The 22,603-nt window shown below is 39.5% G+C and carries 8 protein-coding genes; 5 read left to right on the forward strand and 3 right to left on the reverse strand.

Features of this window, described 5'->3' with window-relative positions:
* Positions 1–347: 347 nt before the first annotated feature.
* Positions 348–2,924, forward strand: a complete 2,577-nt coding sequence (locus V6R21_RS16420; protein WP_334244719.1) for a TonB-dependent receptor — start codon at positions 348–350, stop codon at positions 2,922–2,924.
* Positions 2,925–3,108: 184 nt separating this feature from the next.
* Complete coding sequence (locus V6R21_RS16425; RefSeq protein ID WP_334244720.1) at positions 3,109–3,627, forward strand: gamma carbonic anhydrase family protein; 519 nt, start codon at positions 3,109–3,111, stop codon at positions 3,625–3,627.
* Positions 3,628–3,708: 81 nt separating this feature from the next.
* Here V6R21_RS16425 and V6R21_RS16430 read toward each other — a convergent pair whose 3' ends face one another.
* Entirely contained in the window at positions 3,709–4,494 is a 786-nt protein-coding gene (locus tag V6R21_RS16430; RefSeq protein ID WP_334244721.1) for a LuxR C-terminal-related transcriptional regulator, read from the reverse strand.
* 272 nt (positions 4,495–4,766) lie between these two features.
* Complete coding sequence (locus V6R21_RS16435) at positions 4,767–5,285, reverse strand: adenine phosphoribosyltransferase (protein WP_334244722.1); 519 nt, start codon at positions 5,283–5,285, stop codon at positions 4,767–4,769.
* Between the two features lie 704 nt (positions 5,286–5,989).
* Here V6R21_RS16435 and V6R21_RS16440 point away from each other — a divergent pair.
* The 3 genes from V6R21_RS16440 (at position 5,990) to V6R21_RS16450 (ending at position 21,690) form a co-directional block, all read left to right on the forward strand.
* Positions 5,990–7,093, forward strand: coding sequence for a PorP/SprF family type IX secretion system membrane protein (locus V6R21_RS16440; RefSeq protein WP_334244723.1), 1,104 nt, complete (start codon positions 5,990–5,992; stop codon positions 7,091–7,093).
* 68 nt (positions 7,094–7,161) lie between these two features.
* The gene (locus tag V6R21_RS16445) at positions 7,162–20,130 is read left to right on the forward strand and encodes a PKD domain-containing protein (RefSeq protein WP_334244724.1); all 12,969 of its coding nucleotides are present in this window, start codon (positions 7,162–7,164) and stop codon (positions 20,128–20,130) included.
* Between the two features lie 141 nt (positions 20,131–20,271).
* Positions 20,272–21,690 (forward strand): hypothetical protein, encoded by a 1,419-nt coding sequence (locus V6R21_RS16450; RefSeq protein WP_334244725.1) that lies wholly within the window; start codon positions 20,272–20,274, stop codon positions 21,688–21,690.
* A 48-nt stretch (positions 21,691–21,738) separates the two neighbouring features.
* Here the strand turns inward: V6R21_RS16450 and V6R21_RS16455 are convergent, their stop codons facing one another.
* On the reverse strand, positions 21,739–22,413 hold the full coding sequence (locus tag V6R21_RS16455; RefSeq protein ID WP_334244726.1) for a Crp/Fnr family transcriptional regulator: 675 nt from the start codon (positions 22,411–22,413) through the stop codon (positions 21,739–21,741).
* Between the last annotated feature and the right edge of the window lie 190 nt (positions 22,414–22,603).

Here is a 22,603-nt window from a genome sequence, read left to right on the forward strand (position 1 = left end):
TAAAAGCGAACGGCATAAAATCGTTCGCTTTTTTACCAATCCTATAACACTGTTATATCTGCAACTCCTATATGGTTATATATATAACAACTTGATATATTTTTGACTTATATCAATAAAAAATTCCACTCTCCCAAGCATCTCCTTACTTTTGCATCAGCTTATTAGAAAAGCCACAACAGTAAAACAGATCACTCCTGATCTGATTTGAATCAAATTATAACATCGCACTAATAATTATCTTTTACAGATCATTATACATAGTCATATCATAAATTCAACTTGATATGACCTTTTCTTTTGCCTCTTAGCCAAGGCAAAAGACTGTTTTTGAAATGCACAATAACATGAGATTAAGACTACAAACAACTTTACTGGTTGCACTAGCAACATTATTTACATTGCCAGTTATCGCACAGAACATTCAACTGAAAGGTACGGTTACTGATCAGGACAATGCTCCTATTCCAGGTGCTGGTATACTTATCAAAGGAACTTCAAAAGGTACTACAACGGATTTTGATGGGAATTTCACCCTTTCCATTTCTTTACCCATAACATTGAAGATTAGCTACCTAGGTTTCAAATCTCAGGAAATCAATGTAACAACCAACTCACCTATTTCAGTCCAGTTGGAGTCTGAAGACGTGATGTTAGAGGATATTGTCGTAATCGGTAGCCGTAATGCCAACAGAACTGTAACAGAAACAGCTGTTCCTGTAGATGTACTGAACTTGGATGAGGTAACCAACTCAGTTGGACAGGTAGATGTATCACAACTACTTCAGTTTGCGGTTCCTTCATTTAACGCCAACCAAAACGCCGGTTCTGATGGTAGTGACCATATACAAGCGGCTTCACTTAGAGGATTGGGCCCTGACCAAGTATTGGTTTTGATCAACGGTAAAAGAAGACATACCGCTTCCCTACTGAACATGTACGGTACAAGGGAAAGAGGTAAAGTGGCAACTGACTTAAGCACCATTCCTGCTAGTGCTATTGAAAGAATTGAGGTGTTGAGAGATGGTGCTTCGGCCCAATATGGCTCAGATGCCATTGCTGGTGTAATCAACATCGTATTGAAAAAACAAACTGAAACTACGTCAATCAATGCTTCTGCAGGTATTCACCAAGAAGGTGATGGAGAAACATATATGGTTGGTTCCAACTTCGGGTTCGGATTAGGTGAGGACGGTTATTTGAATGTCACGGCCCAAATAAACGGCAAGAAAAGAACTAACCGTGCACCTGATTACGAAGAAATGAGAAGAATTGGTACTGCCGCATCTAACAATGCTTCCCTATTCTTGAATGCAGGTAAAAACATTTCAGAAAATACTGAAATCTACGCATTCGGTGGAGCCAGTATCAGACAAGGGGAAGCGGATGCTTGGGGAAGAGGTGCTGATGATGCAAGAAATATCCCTCAGATCTATCCTGAAGGCTTTGTACCAGTGATCAGTACTGACTTGAGTGATTTCTCATTTGCAGTAGGCGTTAAGTCTAAAATGGGTAACTGGGATGTTGACTTGAGTAATGTTTTCGGTTACAACAAGATGATGTTTGACTTGTCAAACACCTTGAATACTTCTCAAGCAGCAAATGCAATTGAAGCTAACGAGACAGCATTGACGAGCTTTGATGCTGGTGGGTTCTCATTCGGTCAGAATGTAACCAACCTTAATGTATCAAGATTCTTCCCTGATGTTGCCAATGGATTTAGCTTGGCATTTGGTACAGAATATAGAGTTGACCTATACAACATTTACGAAGGCGAAAGATGGTCTTGGGATAGAATAGAGCGCAACGGCTTAGCAGGTGGATCTCAAGGGTTCCCTGGTTACAGACCTGAGAATGAAGTAAACGCCAGCAGGTCCAATATTGGAGCTTACATCGACACAGAATTGGACATCACGGATAAATGGATGGTAGGTGCTGCTGTCAGAGGTGAAAACTACAGTGACTTCGGTGGTACTTTTACTGGAAAAGTATCTTCAAGATATGCCTTTACAGACAACCTTGCATTCAGAGGTTCAGCAAGTACAGGGTTTAGAGCGCCTTCTATTCACCAAGCCAATTACAGCAGTACTTTCACTGACTTCACGCCAAATGAAAGCGGAGACCTTGTTGCTACAGAAGTTGTATTATCCAAAAATGATAGTGAACTCGCAAAGCTGTTGGGCATTCCTGAGTTGAAAGAAGAGACTTCTAAAAACTACTCACTTGGTATGACGATCTCCCCTGCTGAAGGCTTAACAGTTACAGTAGACGGTTACCTGATAGACATTGAGGACAGAGTGGTGATGACAGGATATTTTGACAGCAATGACCTGTCTGCTGATGTAGCTGCCATTATGAATGATATGGGTGTTAGTCAAGCTGCATTCTTTACCAATGCCATTGACACAAGAACAAAAGGTCTGGATTTGGTAGCTTCTTACAACAAGTCTTTTGGTGAGCACAATTTTATGTTGACTGCTGGTGCTAATTACAATAAGACAGAGGTTGTTGGTGATGTTAAAACATCTGCAGAACTGGAAGGCATGGATGAAACTTACTTTGGTGAGAAAGAGCGTTACTACCTTGAAGGATCTGCTCCAGAATGGAAAGGTAACCTAACGCTGAACTACAATCACCAAAAGCTGTCAGCTATGGCAAGGGTTAACTACTTCGGCGAAGTGGTAATGGGTACTTGGTCTAGTGGTGGTCTGCTACAGGTATACTCACCAAAAGCTGCAACAGATTTGAGCGTTTCATATAAACTGCTTGATAACCTGACAACAACAGTTGGTGGATCAAATATCTTCAATGTATATCCTGACAAGCAAAACCCTGACGAAACAGATACAGGAGGATATTGGGAAGGTGTTCAGATGGGCTTCAACGGCGCATACTATTACACAAGAATCACATTCAATTTCTAATATAAACACAGAATCGAAATCACATGGATGTGGTTTCGATTCTGTAAAATTTATAAAGGATAAGGATTATCCTTTCGGCTAGACAAAACCTCGTGGGAAATTTCCATGAGGTTTTTTTATTGTAAAAGCCCCTTTTCATTTAACTTTATCGCTGAAAATTGAACGACAATCAACCAAAAACTATATGCCTGTCATAAAATCTGTCAGAGGCTTTAAGCCTGAATGGGGTAAAGAATGCTTTATTGCCGAAAATGCAACCATCGTTGGAGATGTAAAAATGGGAGACCAATGTAGCGTTTGGTTTAATGCTGTTGTCCGTGGTGATGTAAACAGTATCATTATCGGAGACAAGTGTAACATTCAGGATGGCGCTGTGATTCATTGCACATTTGAAAAAACGAAAACCATCCTTGGCAACAATGTCTCCATTGGTCACAATGCAATTGTTCACGGCTGCACAATTGAAGACAATGTACTGATAGGAATGGGAGCTATTGTTATGGACAATGCAATTGTCAAAGAAGGTTGTTTCGTTGCAGCTGGCGCTATAGTGCTCGAAAATAGTGTCTTGGAGTCTGGTTACCTATATGCTGGAATCCCTGCCAAAAAGATAAAACCTTTGGATGAACGACTGACAGCAACTTTTGAAAGAACAGCTAACAACTACGTTAAATATAGCAGTTGGTTCAAAGACGAAGAATAATAAGTATTAAAGTCAAAAAGGCGCTTATAAACCCATATTTATAAGCGCCTTTTCTATTTTAACCCCGTATGTAGAATACCGTTACAATAATCCTTTTCTAATAAAGTCTGCGATTAACTCTGTAATGTTTTTCTTGCCAGACTTCTCAAGGATATTCTTCCGATGTTTTTTGACAGTTTCTTCAGCAATGAATAGTTTTTCTGCTATTTCCTTACTGGTATAGCCTTTTGCAATATAATCCAGAATTTCCAGCTCCCTACCAGTCATCATACTACCAACCCCAACGTATTGGTGGACATAATATGGATCAGGTTTTACATTATAATAGGATGGTTCTCCATTCAGCCCTAAAAAGGATACCGTATTATCATTATAGCTAACCCCTTTCAAAAATGTGATATCAGTGTATGACCCCAGAATCACGGACAACTTGTTATCCGCAGTAGTTTCAATCACTTTAAATTGTTGAAGCACCCTTCTCCACTCCCCACTCATGTCCTTTACACGGAAGTCAGTCACTATCTTATAGTCCTTAGCTTTATTAAGTGGTAAGTTTCTATTCGTAAAATCCATGGTCATTCTAGCTTTTACAGCAAAGAATGGCTGATCTTCAGGGTGTACCTTTGAGAATATCTTATGTACCGTCAAGTCAGACTTGTCATAACTGAATACACTTTTGACATCACCGCTGATATATATATAGTCCTTTACATTGTAATCAAACATATAGTAAACAGCAGGGCCTATACTGGACAAATCTGAAATTTGATTTCTGTATGCTTCTATGTTGAAATCACTTTGATCCGTTCCACTTTCACCATTAATTTCACTCCAAACACCTATCGTTCTCTCAAGATTAATGTTCATTTTACTTTGGTTGTATCTAAAATGGCCAAACAAAATACCTCTAAAGGGGTATGGCTATAGCTAGCTAATACTCTTACATTTGTGTGTTAATAATCCTGAATAGTTACTCAGCTCCTTAATGGGAAACATTCATCAATATTAACCGAGGTATGCTATACTTTAAGTATTAAACTTTAAAGTTAGAATTCATCAGAACAGTATAAGTACAAGTGCAAAAAACCCATCCACCAACCCTGTGCCTTTTAGTGCACAGGGTTTTTTATATACTTTGGTTAATAGCTGACAAGTGATTTCACCTCGTATTCTTGTAACCTGTCTCTTCCATTCAGGAATAATAAGTCCATCAGAAAAGAAAGCTGTACTACCTTACCTCCTGCTCTTTCTACCAACTTCACGGTTGCTTCAGCAGTACCACCTGTAGCCAGTACATCATCATGAATCAAAACATGATCTCCCTCCTGGATTGCATCGGTATGCATTTCTAGAGCATCTGTTCCATACTCAAGTGCATATTCCTCTTTGAGTGTTGAGAATGGAAGCTTGCCTGGCTTTCTGACCGGAACAAAGCCCGCCCCAAGTCTTGCAGCCAATAGTGTCCCAAACATAAAACCTCTAGACTCCATGGCTACTACTTTGTCTACTTTAAGACCTTCAGCCATTTTTAAAAGTGCTTCAACAGTACCTGTCAATGCTTTTGGATTGCTTAATACAGGTGTAATGTCTTTAAAAAGAATACCATCCTTTGGAAAATCATGAATATCGCGAATGTATGATGTTATATCGAAGCTCATTTTTGTTTTTGTTTATTCTAAATAGGATACAAAAATAACAAGATTTAGTCATAGATAACTACATCAAAAGTCAAACCTTATTACTAAATCATGATGTATCCCCAATTCATTTTATAATCTCCCTCAAATAAAGTGCTTACAGATTTTATCGCTCAAAGCATATAGAATGCGTCAAAATGAATTTTTGACACATTTATTACTTCACCAAAATAAATTGAGTACAAACCGAAAGTAGGCTTTGCCGTCAAAAGAATTACTTCAGGATTAAAAGTATTTCGCTCAAAATGGCTGTTCAGTTTAAAAACATATCTCAATCAGACACAACGTGGTCAGCGACCATTATCAAGAGATATAAAACTATTTACTTCAACTCCATTTACCTTAAGCTTTAAACTTCTATTATTGCAACCCTTTATGAACATTATACATAAAATGAAAGTTCACTCTTGCATTACATCAATATGTAACGTACAGTCCAATATTTGTTAACATACGGGGTTGTTATCTTACTACTTAAAAAATAGTTTTCTCCTATTTACGTTAACTTATGTACGAATTGATATAAATATACTTTGATTAGATTTTATAAAACTAAGATTTTGGCTTCATTTTAGTAGGAAATAAAGCGCACACCAAAAATGTGCAAAACAATAACTATCAATACCAGAAACACCAGCTTACCGACTAAAACATTTTTTTAAACGATGAAAATTCACATGGGTAATCTATTTCTATGTGTTTACAAGGTTGTACCTCCAAAAACTGTTTTCACTGCTATTTTTGCTGCAGTTGCATTTTTTGTACTTGTAACACCAATAACGTGTAATGCGCAAGACGCCCAATTTACACAGTTTCATGCTGCTCCCCTCTATATAAACCCTGCCATGACAGGGTCTACTGGAGACGCACGTGCAGTAGTAAATTACCGTGACCAATGGTTTCGTATGCCAGTCAATTACCAGTCTTCAATGGCTTCCTTTGACCATCATATCCGCCGTTATGGATTTTCATATGGTGTTTTGTTAAAAAATGACCGGATTGGACCTAATGCCAGCCTCCCCATACAACAAAATACTTTTTTACTGTCTGGTGCTTACATGGTTAAGCTCAATAGAAGAACAACCATGAACCTTGGCCTGCAGGGAGGTGTGATACAAAGCTCGCTGGATTACAGTGGGTTTATCTTTGGAGATCAGCTTAATGATATGGGTGATATTGGAGGTACAGCTGAAAGCTTTTCCAAAGACAATGTCATGATGGGTGACTTCTCAACTGGTGCATTGGTTTTTGCCAAAAGATGGTGGGCTGGGTTTGCTGCGCATCATATCAATAGTCCTCGATATTCTTATCTCGGTGATGAGTTTAATGTACCAGCCAAGTTTACCTTACAGGGTGGTTATGTTATTCCATTTGAATTCCTGAAACGCTCACGGGTTGGTAAACTTGATGATAAAACGCTTACAGTTACTGCTCTTTACAAATCCCAAGGAAAATCTGACCAATTCAGTGTTGGGGTTTATGGTCATGCATCTCCGTTCCTTCTTGGCGTGTGGTACCGTGGTATTCCACTAATCAAGAACAATGCTGAAGGAGACTTTAACAATGATGCCGTTGCTGTTCTAATGGGCTTTAAGCTCAAAGGTTTCAACATCGGCTATAGCTATGACATTACAATATCAGAATTGCCAATGGACAGGGCTGGCTCTCATGAGTTATCGCTTATATATAACTTCTCTACCTATAAGAAGTACAGAAAGAAACCGAAGAAAAAAGTAGATCCTGTAGTTTGCCCTATACCGTGGATGTAGTGTCAATACTTTTTCAACCTTACAAACTAAACTGACAACTGACAACAACCTTTACTAAACCAAATTCTATGAGAAAGATATACGCAATTTGCTGTTTACTCATACTTTTTTTCCAAACAGGTCCTACGAATGTATTTGCACAGCAGATTGTCGCTACTGTGAATGGGACTGAATATACTTCAGGCATAGAAACAGTGAGTGAGTGTGAAGGTGCATCTGTTAGCTTAAGTATAAAACCAAATGCTAATATTGCATCCTATAGCTGGGACTTTGGAAACGGGAACACTTCCTCATTAGCTACCCCATTTGACCAGTACAATAATGCTGGTACTTATGATGTATCAGTCGTAGTCACCTTCAATGATGGTACACCTCCCAAAACGATTAGTGCACCTGGGTTTATCCAAGTTAATGAAACACCAAAGGCTAATATTATCGTATCTCAAGCAGGTGGTTGTGAAGGCAACACTATTACAATAAGTAACGATGCCCCTGCTGGAGACTACACGGAAGTCTATTACCTGATTGACAACCAACTGTACACTTGGGATGGTTCTCAAGCTGATTACGGAGTTGACGTTACTTTTCCTGATGCTGGCGTATATGATGTCACAATTCAAGGAATCAGCCCTACAGGGTGTAATTTCATCTCTGAAGAAACAGGTATCATTACCATTGATGAGCCTTTTACAATAGACTTTTCTCCTACAGATATTATTAGCTGTAACGACACTGAAACAGTAACGTTTACTGCCAATCCAAACCCGATTCCAACTAATGCGACATATGTATGGGATTTTGGTGATGGCACAATCGATTCAGGTAGTAATTCAACTGTGAATCACACTTTTGATAAAATAAATGGCAACTCTTTTACAGTAAGCTTGACTGTTACCTCTGAAGGCGGGTGTGAACAGACTTTTACTGCCAATTCAGTTGTGGAACTATTGGACTTCACCAATACTTTTACATTTGATGATCCATCAGGTCCATTCTGTACTCAATATGGTGCAGTAACATTTTCACCTAACCTTCCCTCATCCCTTGATGGAACGGCATTAGAATGGGAGTTTGAAGATGGCACTATTTTAAACAGTACAGCACCCAATTCTGTAAGCCATATTTTTTATAATAACACCAATGCCAATAAAACTGAAAATGTCATTTTACGCATCAATGGCATCAGTGGCTGTTCTGAAACCAGAACCATAACAATTCCTCCTGTAACGACAGCTACCGCTAGTACACCATTTACACAATTCTGTAGTGAGCCATACAGTGCCACATTCAATATTGATACTTCAGAAAACCTCAATAACTTTTACTGGAGGGTAAATGGCTCATCTCAAGGTACAAACAACTCTAATCCAACATTCACGGGAATGACTGGAACCACAACAGTTGAACTAGTAGCTGACAATGCTGATGGTGAATGTGTATTGTATCAGGAAACTTTGGTTTACACACCTATCACTTTAAACATTATTGGTTCTAGGGGTGGGTGTGATGCCTTCAGTGAGACTTATAGTGTTGTAGTGAATAATATGCCTGCTGGAGCAAGTATTGCAAGCTATGATTGGGAAATAAAAGATGTAACACCTGCATTTGCAGGAAGGACTCCATTAACTGATATCAGCGGAAACAATCCAACTATCAATGCCTTTGGACTACCATGGGGTGATTATGAGGCAAGTATAATGGTTGAAGTATTACACCCTAACGGTACTACAGTCTGTACAGCAATGCAGACAGCTAATATAGCGGTTAGGTTGTTACCTGAATTGGATTTCACTTACGATCCAGTTTCACCAATCTGTAATGAAACGACTGTTGATTTCACCAACGAGTCTTACTTCTCAGACCCTAATTATCCAGCTGTATATAGAGATGAGGTCATTTATGAATGGGATTACAGAGGTAATAATGGCTGGCAGGCAGGTGATGCCAATGGCGACGGTAGTCACTTCTATGATGATATCAGCCCTGCCACTCCTGGTAACTGGGATGTAACACTTGATGTAAGACTAAGAGCACGTTATCCGTCAACCAACTGCTCTACTCCTATCGCAGAATACGAAACAAAGGAAATTGATATTACTGCGCCTAGAGCAAACTTCACATACAACCTTGATAACTGTGAACCTACCCACCTAACTGTAACCAATACATCAGATGGAGCAGGTACAATGAGTTATACTTGGGAAATTACAGTCAATGGCACAACTACTACGATTGGTCCACTGGCGACAACTGACTTCCCTGTTTCAGATCCTTCTTTCCCGACATTTACGGACCTTGCTGTTGGAGATTTCCCTGCAGGAGCCAATGTCGCTATCAATCTAATTGTAGGAAATGGGATCTGTGAAGATGACTATCAGGAGTATTTCAATATGCCTGATGCCCTTCCTGAACCAACAGTGACCTTCCCATCACAGGTTTGTGCTAGCAGTACACCTGTTAGCATCTCTGTAAATGAGTGGGGAGCAGCGCAATATCACTGGGTTCTGAAAGATAAGGATTCAGGGCTTGAGGTTTTCAATCAGTATGATGACCAAGCTATTGAATTGATCTTTACGCAACCATCTAAAACCTATGAAGGTGAACTCACCATCACACTTGCCAATGGCTGTGTGATAGATACGACATTTGGAGATATCAGTGTTGAAGGCGCCTATGTAGAAATTGTTGGTGATGCGACTGGCTGTATTAATACGCCTATTACATTTACTACCCAAAATGCTGACTTCAGCAATGATAATATTGAATGGGAATGGAGAGTAGATGGAGGCACCGTCGATACAGGATCATCTTCAACTGGAACTGTCGATAACTTTACACACACATTTACCAATCCAAAATCACCTCAGACTGATAATCATACAGTTGAATTGGTAATTACTGTTGATGGAAAATGTCCAACAGTTTTTTCTCATGAAATCAATGTCACCAAACCAACCTTTACGTTGGATGACAGCATGTTAAGCTTTGCGTATGGCTGTAGTGACGTATATACAGATTTCAGCACCTCATTTGATACCAATCAAATTCTTAATGCTGGAAGTGATGCCACATACGAATGGTTTACGGTTGATGGAATTGGAGCTGAAACTACACTGACTCCAGATGGAGGAAGTATTCAATCTCCACGATTCAGTCTTGCATCTGGCAATTACCAAATCAGACTTAAAATCACTGATGCCAATGGTTGCAGTGACTATGCTGATCTAAATATTGTTGTGCCAAAGCAAACATTACCAACTCCTGACTTCACGCCTACTCCAGCAGAGCTTTCATGTCCTGGTATTATTACATTTATTGATAAATACAATGATACCGCCGGAAACACCACTACAAGAAAACTGGATGATGGTACAATTACGGTTATAAATCCTGTATTGTGGATTTGGGATTTTGGTGATGGAAGTTCTGCAACGACAGCTACAGGTCAGGTTTCCCATTACTATGCAGAACCAACCAACTCTGCTGGTGGAGAAGCTTATGAAGCGACTGTAACCATTAAAGAAGTTCTTCCTGATGGCACAGAATGTTATACAACTTCAGCAATTGTACCGATCACTGTTGGCGGTACCAAAGGTACTTATGAACTGTCAAGAAGAATAGGCTATGAAGGCGTTCAGGTAGATGCTACTGCAATCCCAGAAGGTAATGATGCCTCTGTGGATATATCAAAGACCTTATATACTTGGGCTTCTGGTGATGGTGAAAGTGGTCAAGAGGACCCTTCCAATCCTCCTTTCCATTTGAAAGACCAAACTTTCACTTATACAACTATAAAATCAGGCCCTGGTCACACACCATCACTGACATTTATAGATGAAAAGGGATGTAAATTCCCTGCTGATTACTCAGGTGATGTTTCTGTCTTGGAATGCCCTGATTTTGATTTGGAAGATCAGCTAATCTGTTCAAGTGCTAACAACCTTGTGCTGGATATGTCTGATCCAAAATTCAGCAGCTTTACACCAGGTGTTGAGAGATTGGTTTACTCTGTAAACGATGCCTATGGCCAGGCAAACTACTATGCTACATTAAGGTATGAGTGGAACATAAATGGAACTACTGTTTCCGATACTGAATCCATTACATTTATACCTGGAAGCAATAGTAACCTTTACGAGATTGATCCAGACTCTAATGGTAAAACCATCAAAGCAAAAGTCTGGGTGGAAGCACGCTATGATGATCTTTTGGATAATTCGAAAGACTTGACAGAGACCACTTGTATTAAAGAAGTAGAGTTTCAGGCTGCTTTCGCTCCTACTCCTGTACAGGATCCATCGGCATCTTCACCTTTCAATTACACTCAGACTTGTGAAGGAGGTACGACAAACCTTTCACACAATATTAACTTCTCACCATATGCTGGAACAGGAGTATCCATTGATTATGAGTGGGATTTGGATAACAACGGATCTTATGAGACTTCTGGTGCAAGTGTAACTGGTCATGATTTTGGCTCAGCAGGTATCTATACTGTAGGTCTTAGAGTTCGTGCTACCAAAACCATCAATCTACCTTCTGGAGGGACAAAACAACTGACATGTACCAGTACATTTGATGATAATGTTGTAATAGATGCAAAACCAGAGGCCATCTATTACTTTATACCAGTATGTGGCAATACGTACGAGGTAACATTTAGAGACGCTTCTACCATTACTCCAATAACTGATGACAAAATTGTACAGTGGGATTGGGATTTTGACAATAACGGTTCTATTGACAAGACCTTTACAGAGGCAACATATACTGCTTCATTTATTGAAGACATGAGTGCATATGGCAGTGAGGTGATATTCTCACCAAAACTGACTGTTACCACCAATAAAGGTTGTACTTATACAACAACGGTCTCTTTACCGGACTTTACAACAGATAGTGGTGATGATGATGTTCCTGTATTTAAGTTCAACTCTCCTGTAGCAAACTTCAAGGCTGAAAGGACTTCAGACAACCTACTGGATCAAGTATGTCTTGGTGAAGAGTTTTCATTTACAGACTTATCATCCGTTGACAATTCCAACATTGCTCCATATATACCAGGTACGTTGGCTACAGGTACAAATGAGATTACTATTTGGGAATGGGATTTTGGAGATGGTAATTCATCTACAGACCAAAACCCTACACATACCTATACAACTACTGGTACAAAGACTGTCACATTAACTGTACATACAGAAAGAGGCTGTATCAAGAGTATTTCAAATGATATTTATGTAAGGCCAATTCCTGAAGTTGAGCTTGGAGATGATCAGGTGGTTTGTTCTGATGGAACTGCAGTGCTACAACCAGCTGCTGCTGAGCAAAGTGGATTTAAATATACTTGGACGCAATCTGCTCTTGTTGGAGGAACGATTACTGTTAACCCTTCTTCATTGGATAAACACACATTGAATATCGATGACCTGACTTTTGATAATGGTTCAAGCCAGATCGATGTGGATTACAACCTTGCAGTGATTGATGAAAACTTCTTGTCTGCCTGTGAAGAGTCTGACGATATTCACCTAACAATTTTGAGAAAGCCGATTATCACTGGTTTTTCAGATGGACAAGTAATCTCCATTACAGACTGTAGCGATGAACACTCACTTACCCCTTTTGGTACTGAAACGATCAATGGTTTCACTTACTTATGGGAACAGGTCAATGTTGATGGTGGCTCAATGGAAGCTATTGCCAACACTGGCCTTCAAAACCAAACCATGAAGGTGAATGGCTTCAGTGAAGGAAGTGCAAAGGTTGAAGTTACATACAGACTAACAGTCACCAACAGTAGCAGCTGTTCGGATATTAAAGAGGTGAAACTGATCTTCTTCAGAACACCAACTGTAGCAAAAGATGCTTTTAATCCTTGTAGAGAAGAAGGAACAACATTGACCTTAAAGCCACTCAAAAATGAGGATGTTCCTGACTTTACTTATACATGGTCAAATCCTACTATTTCAGGAGGTACAGTAAATGACAATTCCGACTACAGCAGCCAAAACCTGGCTCTGGAGGATATTAACTTTGATCCTAACAGTATTCTGATTGAAGGTTCATACCAATTGGATATTGAAAACTCCTTAAATACAACCTGTAAGCTGGATCCTTCTGCCACGATTGATTTTACCATCAAAAGAACGCCAGAATTTGATTGGGTAACTACCAATGGAAATGCTTGTGTAGAATCAAGTGAAACCATTTTGCTAAACCCATTCAAGGATGAAACGCTTGCTTACAATTACAACTGGTCAATCAGCAATATCACAGGTACTGATGGAAACAGTATTCCATCATCAGTGCAGACACAATTTGATGGGCTGAAGGATAAGCAAGTTATGTCTATCTCCATTCAGGAAAGTGACTTTGCAGAAGGCCAATCAGTAATCCAAATTGACCTAGCACTTGAAGCCGACAATGATGGTAGCTGTTCAGAATCTGATAATCAAACAATCTATTTCTTTAGAAAACCATCATTTAGTGGTAATGACTATAACAATAGTGCCGACTGTACATACAGTGTTGAGCTGGCTTCCATTACTGAAAACATACCTGGCTTCGAATATGAATGGACATTGGATACTTCTAAAACTACTGGCGGTACACCTAGTATTTCAGATAGTTCTATTCCAAACCCTATCGTATCGGCAGATTCGTTTACAGCAGGAAGCAGCAAACTTACGGCTGTATACCAGTTGAAAGTCACCAACACAGGATCTCCAACTTGTTCAAGAACTGAAGAATATACCATTGTATTTGACAGAACGCCTGAACTTGACCTTTCACAAACAACAACATGTGGCAATTCAATTGTGGTTGCTGCTACTAGTGATGGGTTTGATGAGGTTGATGTTGAATGGGAATTAGTCTCAGGCTCTGAAAATGGTGGTAAAGTGACACCTGCTTCTGCAAGCGGAAGTAAAACCGTAACCGTATCACTAGATGACACTCATGAAATGGGTGGTTACAATTTTGGTAGTCACAAGATTACAGCAGATTACAAAATCAAGGTTATCAATGCCAATAACAGTCATTGTGACGATGAAGAGTCATTTGGTCTGACATTCTACAGAACTCCTGACATAGATTTTGAGCAGACTATGGTTGCTTGTGACCTGACCAATACACTTAAACCTTTTGGTGATGAAACAATTGCAGGTTTCAATTACCAGTGGAAAAACATCAGTGTAACAGGTGGAACAATTGAGAATCACTCAACAACCGAACTTGAAAGCCAAGACCTAACCTTCAAGGCTGTAAACTTTGACAGTCTGCAAACTTCCATGACTGTAACTGGAACCTTAGAGGTGTTCAACTCAGAAAGCAGTTGTAGTGACGTTAAAGACTTCTCATTTACATTCTACAGAAATCCGATCGCCAATATCGAAGTGAACTTGGAAGAATGTGGTTATGACGCTGAACTGTTCCCTCTGGGTAAAGCACTAATACTGCCTTATGCAAATGGATTTAGCTACAAGTGGAAAATCAATACAGTAGAAGGAGCTTCCGCTTCATTGACTGATTTCCAGAACAGATTCAATACATTGGATTCAGCGACAATGGCTTATCCTACTCTTAGTATTGATGACAGTGATTTTGCCAATGGCAGCCACGAAATCAGCATGAACATCACGGTTGAAGTTGAGAATACAAACAGTCCTTCTTGTGAGTCATTCGATACAATTGATCTAGTTTTCAAAAGACAGCCGAAACTATCATTTACTGCAGACAACGCTGATCCTTGTGTGGTAACCAATCAGACGATCAAGGTAAATCCATTCGGAACAGAGATCATAGCAGGTTTCAACTATAGTTGGTCGGTAGATCCATCAGCGGTTACAGGTTACAAAGGAACTTTCGCTTTTGACTCCTCACAGGAAAATGATTCAACCGTTTCCATCTCAATTAATCTAATTGATTTTGAAGACAATGCTTCGGTCATTACCATTCCGGTACATTTACAAGTAACAAATGGTGCTGATACTGACTGTATAACAGAAGGGACACATGAGATTAGTTTCTTCAGAACTCCTAAGATTGATGTTTATGAAAACAGACCTGAGGAGTGTACAGAGGTGACTCAAATTGCAGTGGATGAAAAAGTGGATGGCTTATATTACAAATGGGAAATGGTAGGTACTCCTACCAACAATGCCACAATTTCACCATTGACAAAAGAAGGCTTAGGCTCAATAGCTGATATCAACACATTGGATATTCAGGTTGACAGCTACGGATTGAATGAAAGTTATACATCAGTCTCTTATAAACTGACTGTCTATAATACATTGAACAATACCTGCGAAGTGACTGATAACATCACACTTGAATTCTACAGAACGCCAGAGTTGAATGTCACCAAAACAAACTCTGTTTGTGATCAGGAAGCTGAAATCAGTTCAGGTAATGAAAGTCTGAACGGTGTTGACTTCACATGGATTTCGAGTGTAAATGGAGGATTGATTAAAACAGAAGAAGTTGAAAGTGGCGCTAAACTGAATGTAGAAGTTGATGCAGTGACAAACGCTTCACATATCAATGGTTATGAATCGGATCAGGCAGCCATTACCTCAAGTATAGAAGTACTTGTTGCCAATAACACGAGCAATCTTTGTGATGATAAGGATACTGTTGACGTAATCTTCTATAGAAATCCTAATGCAACATTTACGGATAATGCCCCTGAAGCTGTTTGTGAAGACCAATCCATCACATTGCAGACTGAAGAAGGCTTTGTTCCTGATTTCTTGTATACATGGACGCAAGTTGGTGGCATTAAAATTGACACTGCTCAGTTGAATAATCAACTGACTGTAAGTAACCCTGTATTCCCTAATGGAATCGGTACACTGACAGAACAGTTTACGCTGACGCTCACCAACAATTATGACGCAACTTCTACAGCATGCTTTGATGAGAAGACGGCAACGTTCACTTTCCTGAGAATTCCTGACGCTACCATTGTCGCAGATTTCGATAAGGTCTGTGACACAGAAAGCATTACACTGACTACTGATGAAGAGTTTGTTGATGACTTTATTTATACATGGAGTCAGACATCAATTAAAACAGATCAGGATGCAAATGGTGTCGGAGCTAGTGTAACTACCTCAATCAATGAGAATGAGATCACGCTGTCAGCACCTGTATTCCCAGAAGGTGCCGCAAGCGTTGAGATAACTTATGAGTTAAATGCCAAGCATCAGGACAACAATGGGTGTTCAGATACAAAATCATACACAGTAACGTTCTACAGAATTCCAGAGGTGGTGTTTACAGCTCCTACGCCAGTCTGTGCAGATCAGGATGCTGCTGAGGTATTGTTTAGACTGAACCCTACTGAGGAAGAAGTTGACAACTTTAACAATACATGGACGCAAGTCAGTATTGTAACAGATAATGGTAAAGACTCAGAGGCTTCTGTTCAGATGTCTGCGAATGATCAGTACCAACTAAATCTATCAGTACCTCACTTCCCTGAAGGTACTGCTCAGATCACAGCAACTTACCAGTTAGCAGTTGAGAATGATCTGTTTGGTTGTACCATTCCATCTGAAACAATCACGGTTGTATTTAACAGAAATCCTTTAATAGACCTAGGTTCAGATCCTGACCCAGTTTGCGCTGAACAGAATGAGATGCTATCACTATTCAACTTGTCTCCTTCTATCAGTGAAATTGGCAATTTCGACTATACTTGGTCACAACTGTCTCTGACTTCAAATACAGGATCAACTGGAGCAAGTATCAGTGATGATGGAAAAGATGGATGGGCAATAAACCTGACAAATCCAGTATTCCCAGCTGATGCAGCTGTTTTGAATGCCCAGTACGAATTGTCTGCTTCTAATACTTTGGGATCTTGTGAGGATGACAAAGACACGGTTGCTGTTACTATTTTCAGAAAACCAGTGGTGGACTTGGGTGATGACCAAATGTTCTGTTCAATACAGAATGGACAAGGTGATTTCCTTACTATAGCACCAGTTGAAAATGAGGTAACAGGTTTTGCCTACGAATGGACACAGGTTTCAATTACAGATCAAGCAACTGTAACAACCTCTGACCTTAACGCTCGTGAACTGAACCTACAGGAAGTCAACTTCCCTGAAGGTGTATCGGAGATTGAAATTGAATACAGTCTGAAGGTAACAAATACCTTGGTTGGTGCAGATTGTGGAGATATCTTGGATAATATCACGGTCAAAATACAAAGAATCCCGACGGTTACCTTTACTGCTTATGCACCAGTCTGTGCAGAGGATTTGGAAGGCAATACACTGTTTACCCTTTCACCACAGGAAGAAAAAGTAGATGGATTTACGTACCTGTGGGAAAGAGTGGACAATGGTCCTGCTGTAACCATAAGTGACAATACAGAATGGGAATTGAACCTATCTGAACCGGACTTCCCTGATGGTGTGACCACATTTACAGCAACCTACCAGTTGACAGTAACCAATGTTTCCAACTCAACTTGTGAGGCTGATCCTGTACAGGTTGAAGTTACATTCCAAAGAACACCTAAAGTTAAATTGGGTGATGACCTGACTGCTTGTATTGTTCCTCTGCAATCTGAAACAATCTTTACATTGTCACCTGAGGAAGAGTTGGCAGGCGGATTCCAGTACAGCTGGTCTCAAGTTTCTATCTCAACAGATACAGGTGTAGATGGCGCTGCAGTAACCATGTCAAACACAAGTGAAAGAACTCTTGAATTGTCTAATGCAGTATTCCCTGAAGGAACAGCGTCAATCACAGCAACCTACAAACTGGTAGTTACAAATACCGATTTGGGCTGTCAGGCTGAAGACAGTGTAACGGTTACTTTGTTCAGAACGCCATACGTTGACTTGGGGAATGATCCAACTCCTGTTTGTGCTGGTACATCTGTTGTACTATCAGCACCTGAAGAAGTTGTAGAAGGATATACATATGAATGGGTTAGAGTTTCTTCGTTAACAGATGAAGGTATTGAAGTGATTCCTAATGAGTCAGGTATCAATGAACATACACTTACAGTATCGACTAGACCTGACTTCCCACTGACATCCGTGAGACTTGAAGCACAATACAAGCTTTTGGTAACCAACGATGCTGGTGGATGTACAATGGAAAGCAATACAGTCACGGTAGTATTCAATAGAAGAGCAATTACTGAACTAGAAGAAACTCCTTCTATCGTTTGTGAAAGTGAAACAGTTGAGTTGCAATTAGCTGATCCAAGAAAAGCTGATTTCAATTTTGAATGGACTAACAATTCAATTGCGACTGACAATGATGCTAACAATGCAACAGTTGAAACAGGCATTTCAGATCAGAATCTTCAGGTATTTAACCCTGACTTCCCAGAAGGAAGTGCTAAGATTACAGCTAGTTATCATGTAAATGCCACTAACCTTTCTCCTGATGCACCAGAAGGCTGTCCAATTGAAGCAGACTATACTGTAGAGTTTGCTAGAACTCCTTCTTTCTCTTTAGGTGATGACCGTAAAGTTTGTGGAATCTTCCCTTATACTGTCAACCCAATCGATGAAGAAGAAGTAAATGGATTTGAGTATCGTTGGGAAGTCCTGTCTGGAGCAGGTAATGTATTTGTCAGCAATACTGACGGATACCAAATCTCAATTGACAGTATCGCTATTCCTGATGGCGAAACAAGTTTGCAGGTTACACTATCTCTAAATGTTTCGAACAAGTTCTTACCTTCTTGTTCAAGTACAGAAACCGTGAACCTCTACTTCTACGATACGCCAACACTTACTTTTAGTAATATCTGTGAGGTAAGCGATGCAACGTTCTCACTTTCTGGAGATATCGCCCAATCAAACTGGTTATTTGATTATGATGGAGGAAACCTTCCTTCTAAATGGGACCAGTCAGTAAACGGAAATACCACTTCAGCTTTCTATCCTACAGCAGGTGAGTATAACGTACTAGTTGAATACACATTGGAATCAGGATGTATTGACACACTCACTAAATATATTACGGTCTATGAACTGCCTACCACTTCAATTACAGATGAGAATGGTCAAAGTGGTGTTACCGTGCTCTGTGCGGATGATAACCAAGTTGAACTGACAGCAAGTGGTGGTGAGATTTTCCTATGGGGTAATGGTGAGTCAACTCCAGCTATTACGGTAGCACCAGAAGCAGACTCTGTCTTCCATGTAACTGTAGGAAAAATTAGAGAAGATGGATTGGTTTGTTATCAGGAAGACAGCATTCTTGTAAAAGTAATTCCTGACCTCCCTATCTCTTCAGTGGAACAAACATGTGAGAATCAAACACTGATTCTAGATGGCAACATTACTGAGTATGATGGTTTATCTCAATCATTTATCTGGTCAGATGAGTTTGGCAACCAACTGACAACTGAAGCAGTAATTCACATTACTGACCCAGGTAAATACACTTTGACAAGTAATGTAAGACACGAATCGGGCAAAACCTGTACATTCGTAAAGGACTTTGAAGCTGTTTTCAACCCAGTTCCTGAACGTGTTCTGAAAGACACAATCTTCTGTTTCGAGTTCGGAGACAGGTTGACCTTACAAGCCGATCAGGGTGACAATTATGTTTACTTGTGGGATACAGGAGAATCAACCAGTAGCATTTCTGTTGACGGACCTGGAGTTTACAGTGTGATTGTCACAGACATGACGAATGAGACCAACTGTTTCACCATAGATGAAGTCGAAATTATAGCAGTTTGTCCTCCAAGACTTTATGTTCCTAATGCCTTCACTCCTAACGCTGACAGGCTAAATGATGAGTTTACACTCAAGACAGCCCATACCAATAATATCGAGTTTACGGTATACAACAGATGGGGTGAAATCATTTTCAGAAAGTTCTATCAAAAAGCTTCTGAAGCCAAAATGGAAGGTAACGGTTGGGATGGAACTTACAGAGGCAAACCAATGCCTGCTGGAGCCTATAACTTCTCTGTGACTTACTTCAGTGATCTCTTCCCTGAAAAAGGGAAATTCACACATTACGGAGCAATTACATTGATTAGATAGAAATGATAAATTAATTTAATAAAAGGGTGAACCAAATATGGTTCACCCTTTTTATTTCCCCAACTTTTAGTCCTTTAGACTCGTTTTCATAATAGTCAACAAGATGAACAAAACTTACATGAAATAATCCCCGAATGGCTTATGTCAACAATAACCACCACTGAAAGTGTCAAAAAACTGGAAACACATTTTTCATCTAGTAATCAAAACCAGATGACTGTCGGCGATGTTGCCGCATTTTCTGGCTTAAATACAGATGACGCCAAGCATGCACTTGACGCCATGATGGAAAAATACGAATGCCAACTGAAGGTTACCGAACAAGGTGATTTGATTTATGATTTTGGAAATCACTTACGAAGGCGAGGTGAGAAAACTTGGAAAGAAAGATGGGAAGAGATACAACAATGGCTTTGGGAAGCATTTGTTGTTATCTTCAAAGTCTGGATTGCTGTTATGCTTATTGTGTATTTTATCGTTTTTGTAGCACTCTTGATAATGGCATTTGTCGTCCAGATTTCAGGATCTTCAGATGATGACAGTAACGATGGTGAGCCTATTCTCAATTTCAACTTTATGTTTCTATTTACAGATATCCTTCGTGGTATTTTTATTTGGGACATGTTTAGGGGAGAAAGTTATCGGTATGAGAAACAGCTTTATACAGAAGTCAAAAGTCCTCAAAAAAAGAAAAGCTTTGTCAGTTCAATTTATGACTTCGTGTTTGGTCCTCCCAAGCCTAAGTTTGACCCTGTGAAACAACAAAAAGAAATGGCTGCTTTCCTAAGAAACAGTAAGGGACTGGGAGTTCAAGCAGAGGCTAAGGCTCTTACAGGACTTCAAGGGGAACAAGCAGGCAACTTCTTTTCAGATATACTGGTAAGGTTTAATGGTGATGCTAAAATTCATCCATCAACTGGTACCCTATATGGCGATTTTGATGAACTCAGAAGAAGTGCCTCCAAAGAAAAAGATGCCCGTTTTGAATGGTTTTGGAAACAAGCAGAGCCATCTGAAGCCCTAACAGGAAACTCACAGAGCAGGAATATATGGATTGGCTGTATCAACTTCTTTAACTTGGCAGCTTCAGGCTATATTCTTTCCAAAACATTTGACTATCAGTTTATAGAAACTTTCGGGAGCCAAACAGAGACAATCAGGTGGGCATTAGGATACATTCCTTTGATATTCTCATCCGTATTTTTTGCAGTTCCTGCACTGAGAGCTGTCAAACATGAAAAGGAAAAACATGTAATCAAACGCAATAAGGTTAGAAAAGACCTGTATCAAATGATTTTTGAGGAGTCTTCCAATGAAATCAATTATGAACTGATGAAACAAAGTGCCTCCGTTATGGGAGATGGTTTATCTGATAATGAAATTGAAAAGCTAATAGAAGACACTGCCTTTGATTTGGATGCGGAAATGAAGGTAAAAGAAGATGGTACGATCATTTATGATTTCAGTAAAGTTAAAGACGAATTCATAATTGCTCAGGAATTAAGGAAGGAGATCCCCAATAATGGATCTGATAATAACAATATTATATTCAGCACATAATGTAATATTGACTAGCTCTTCCTCTTTTGGAAGGGCTAGTCATTATTACTAGAGTGTAGCGTTCTCCCTCACAAGAATTCTCGTTCTGTTATATTTGATCTGACGTTCCTTTTCTAAAGCACTTAACACAGTAGTCACTTTTTGTCTATTGGTGGCAGTCAGTTTTGCAATGTCCTCATGGGTAAGCTTCAGTTTGATTTCAACCTCACCATTCGGTAACCTCCTACCGTGTTCAGCCATTTGCTCACTGATAAACATCTTTACCCTATCCTCTGCATTGTAAAAGCACAAATGCTCTAACCTACTTTGGACTTTCTTAAGCCTCAATCCTATCAGCTTCGTGATACTCAGATTAAATGCAGGATTTTTCCTGAAAATATTCTCCATTTCTGACACACTGATACAACAAACCAAGGCATCTTCCAAGACCTCTGCAATTTCATTATGCTCTTGCTCACCTGTTAGGGAAAGCTCCCCAAAAATATGTCCCGGTGACAGTATATCTAAAATAATCTCCTTCCCTCCGTCAGAATACCTAGATATTTTGACTTTACCTTCTTTCAAAAAATACAAGCTCTTGGATGAATCACCTGCACAATAAACAAGCTCTTTACGCTTGAAAGCAGACATTACAGAGTGCTCACTTACCCATTTTTTCTCATCTTTAGACAGAACTGATAATACACTCAAGTTATCAAAATACCATAGCTTCGTTTTTTCCATCCTGTTTAGCTCCTATCTACAAAACCTCAAGGTTCTTTTCTTTTTTTATAATTTTTCTTCCTGAGAATAATACAGCCTTTTAATACTTAGCCCAATTACCTCTTTATAATACCTCTAAAAGAGTCATTTTGTTAATAAAATTACATTATCATTTCATATTTTTTTCACTGAACCCTCTTTATTCTTACAC

It is taken from the genome of Limibacter armeniacum (assembly GCF_036880985.1).
Classification (GTDB): Bacteria; Bacteroidota; Bacteroidia; order Cytophagales; family Flammeovirgaceae; genus Limibacter; species Limibacter armeniacum.

Bases quoted from the DNA above. Each gene is read 5' to 3' on its own strand.
- V6R21_RS16435 (WP_334244722.1), bottom strand. From the start codon at position 5,285: ATGAGCTTCGATATAACATCATACATTCGCGATATTCATGATTTTCCA.
- V6R21_RS16450 (WP_334244725.1), top strand. From the start codon at position 20,272: ATGTCAACAATAACCACCACTGAAAGTGTCAAAAAACTGGAAACACAT.
- V6R21_RS16420 (WP_334244719.1), top strand. From the start codon at position 348: ATGAGATTAAGACTACAAACAACTTTACTGGTTGCACTAGCAACATTA.
- V6R21_RS16440 (WP_334244723.1), top strand. From the start codon at position 5,990: ATGAAAATTCACATGGGTAATCTATTTCTATGTGTTTACAAGGTTGTA.
- V6R21_RS16425 (WP_334244720.1), top strand. From the start codon at position 3,109: ATGCCTGTCATAAAATCTGTCAGAGGCTTTAAGCCTGAATGGGGTAAA.
- V6R21_RS16430 (WP_334244721.1), bottom strand. From the start codon at position 4,494: ATGAACATTAATCTTGAGAGAACGATAGGTGTTTGGAGTGAAATTAAT.
- V6R21_RS16445 (WP_334244724.1), top strand. From the start codon at position 7,162: ATGAGAAAGATATACGCAATTTGCTGTTTACTCATACTTTTTTTCCAA.
- V6R21_RS16455 (WP_334244726.1), bottom strand. From the start codon at position 22,413: ATGGAAAAAACGAAGCTATGGTATTTTGATAACTTGAGTGTATTATCA.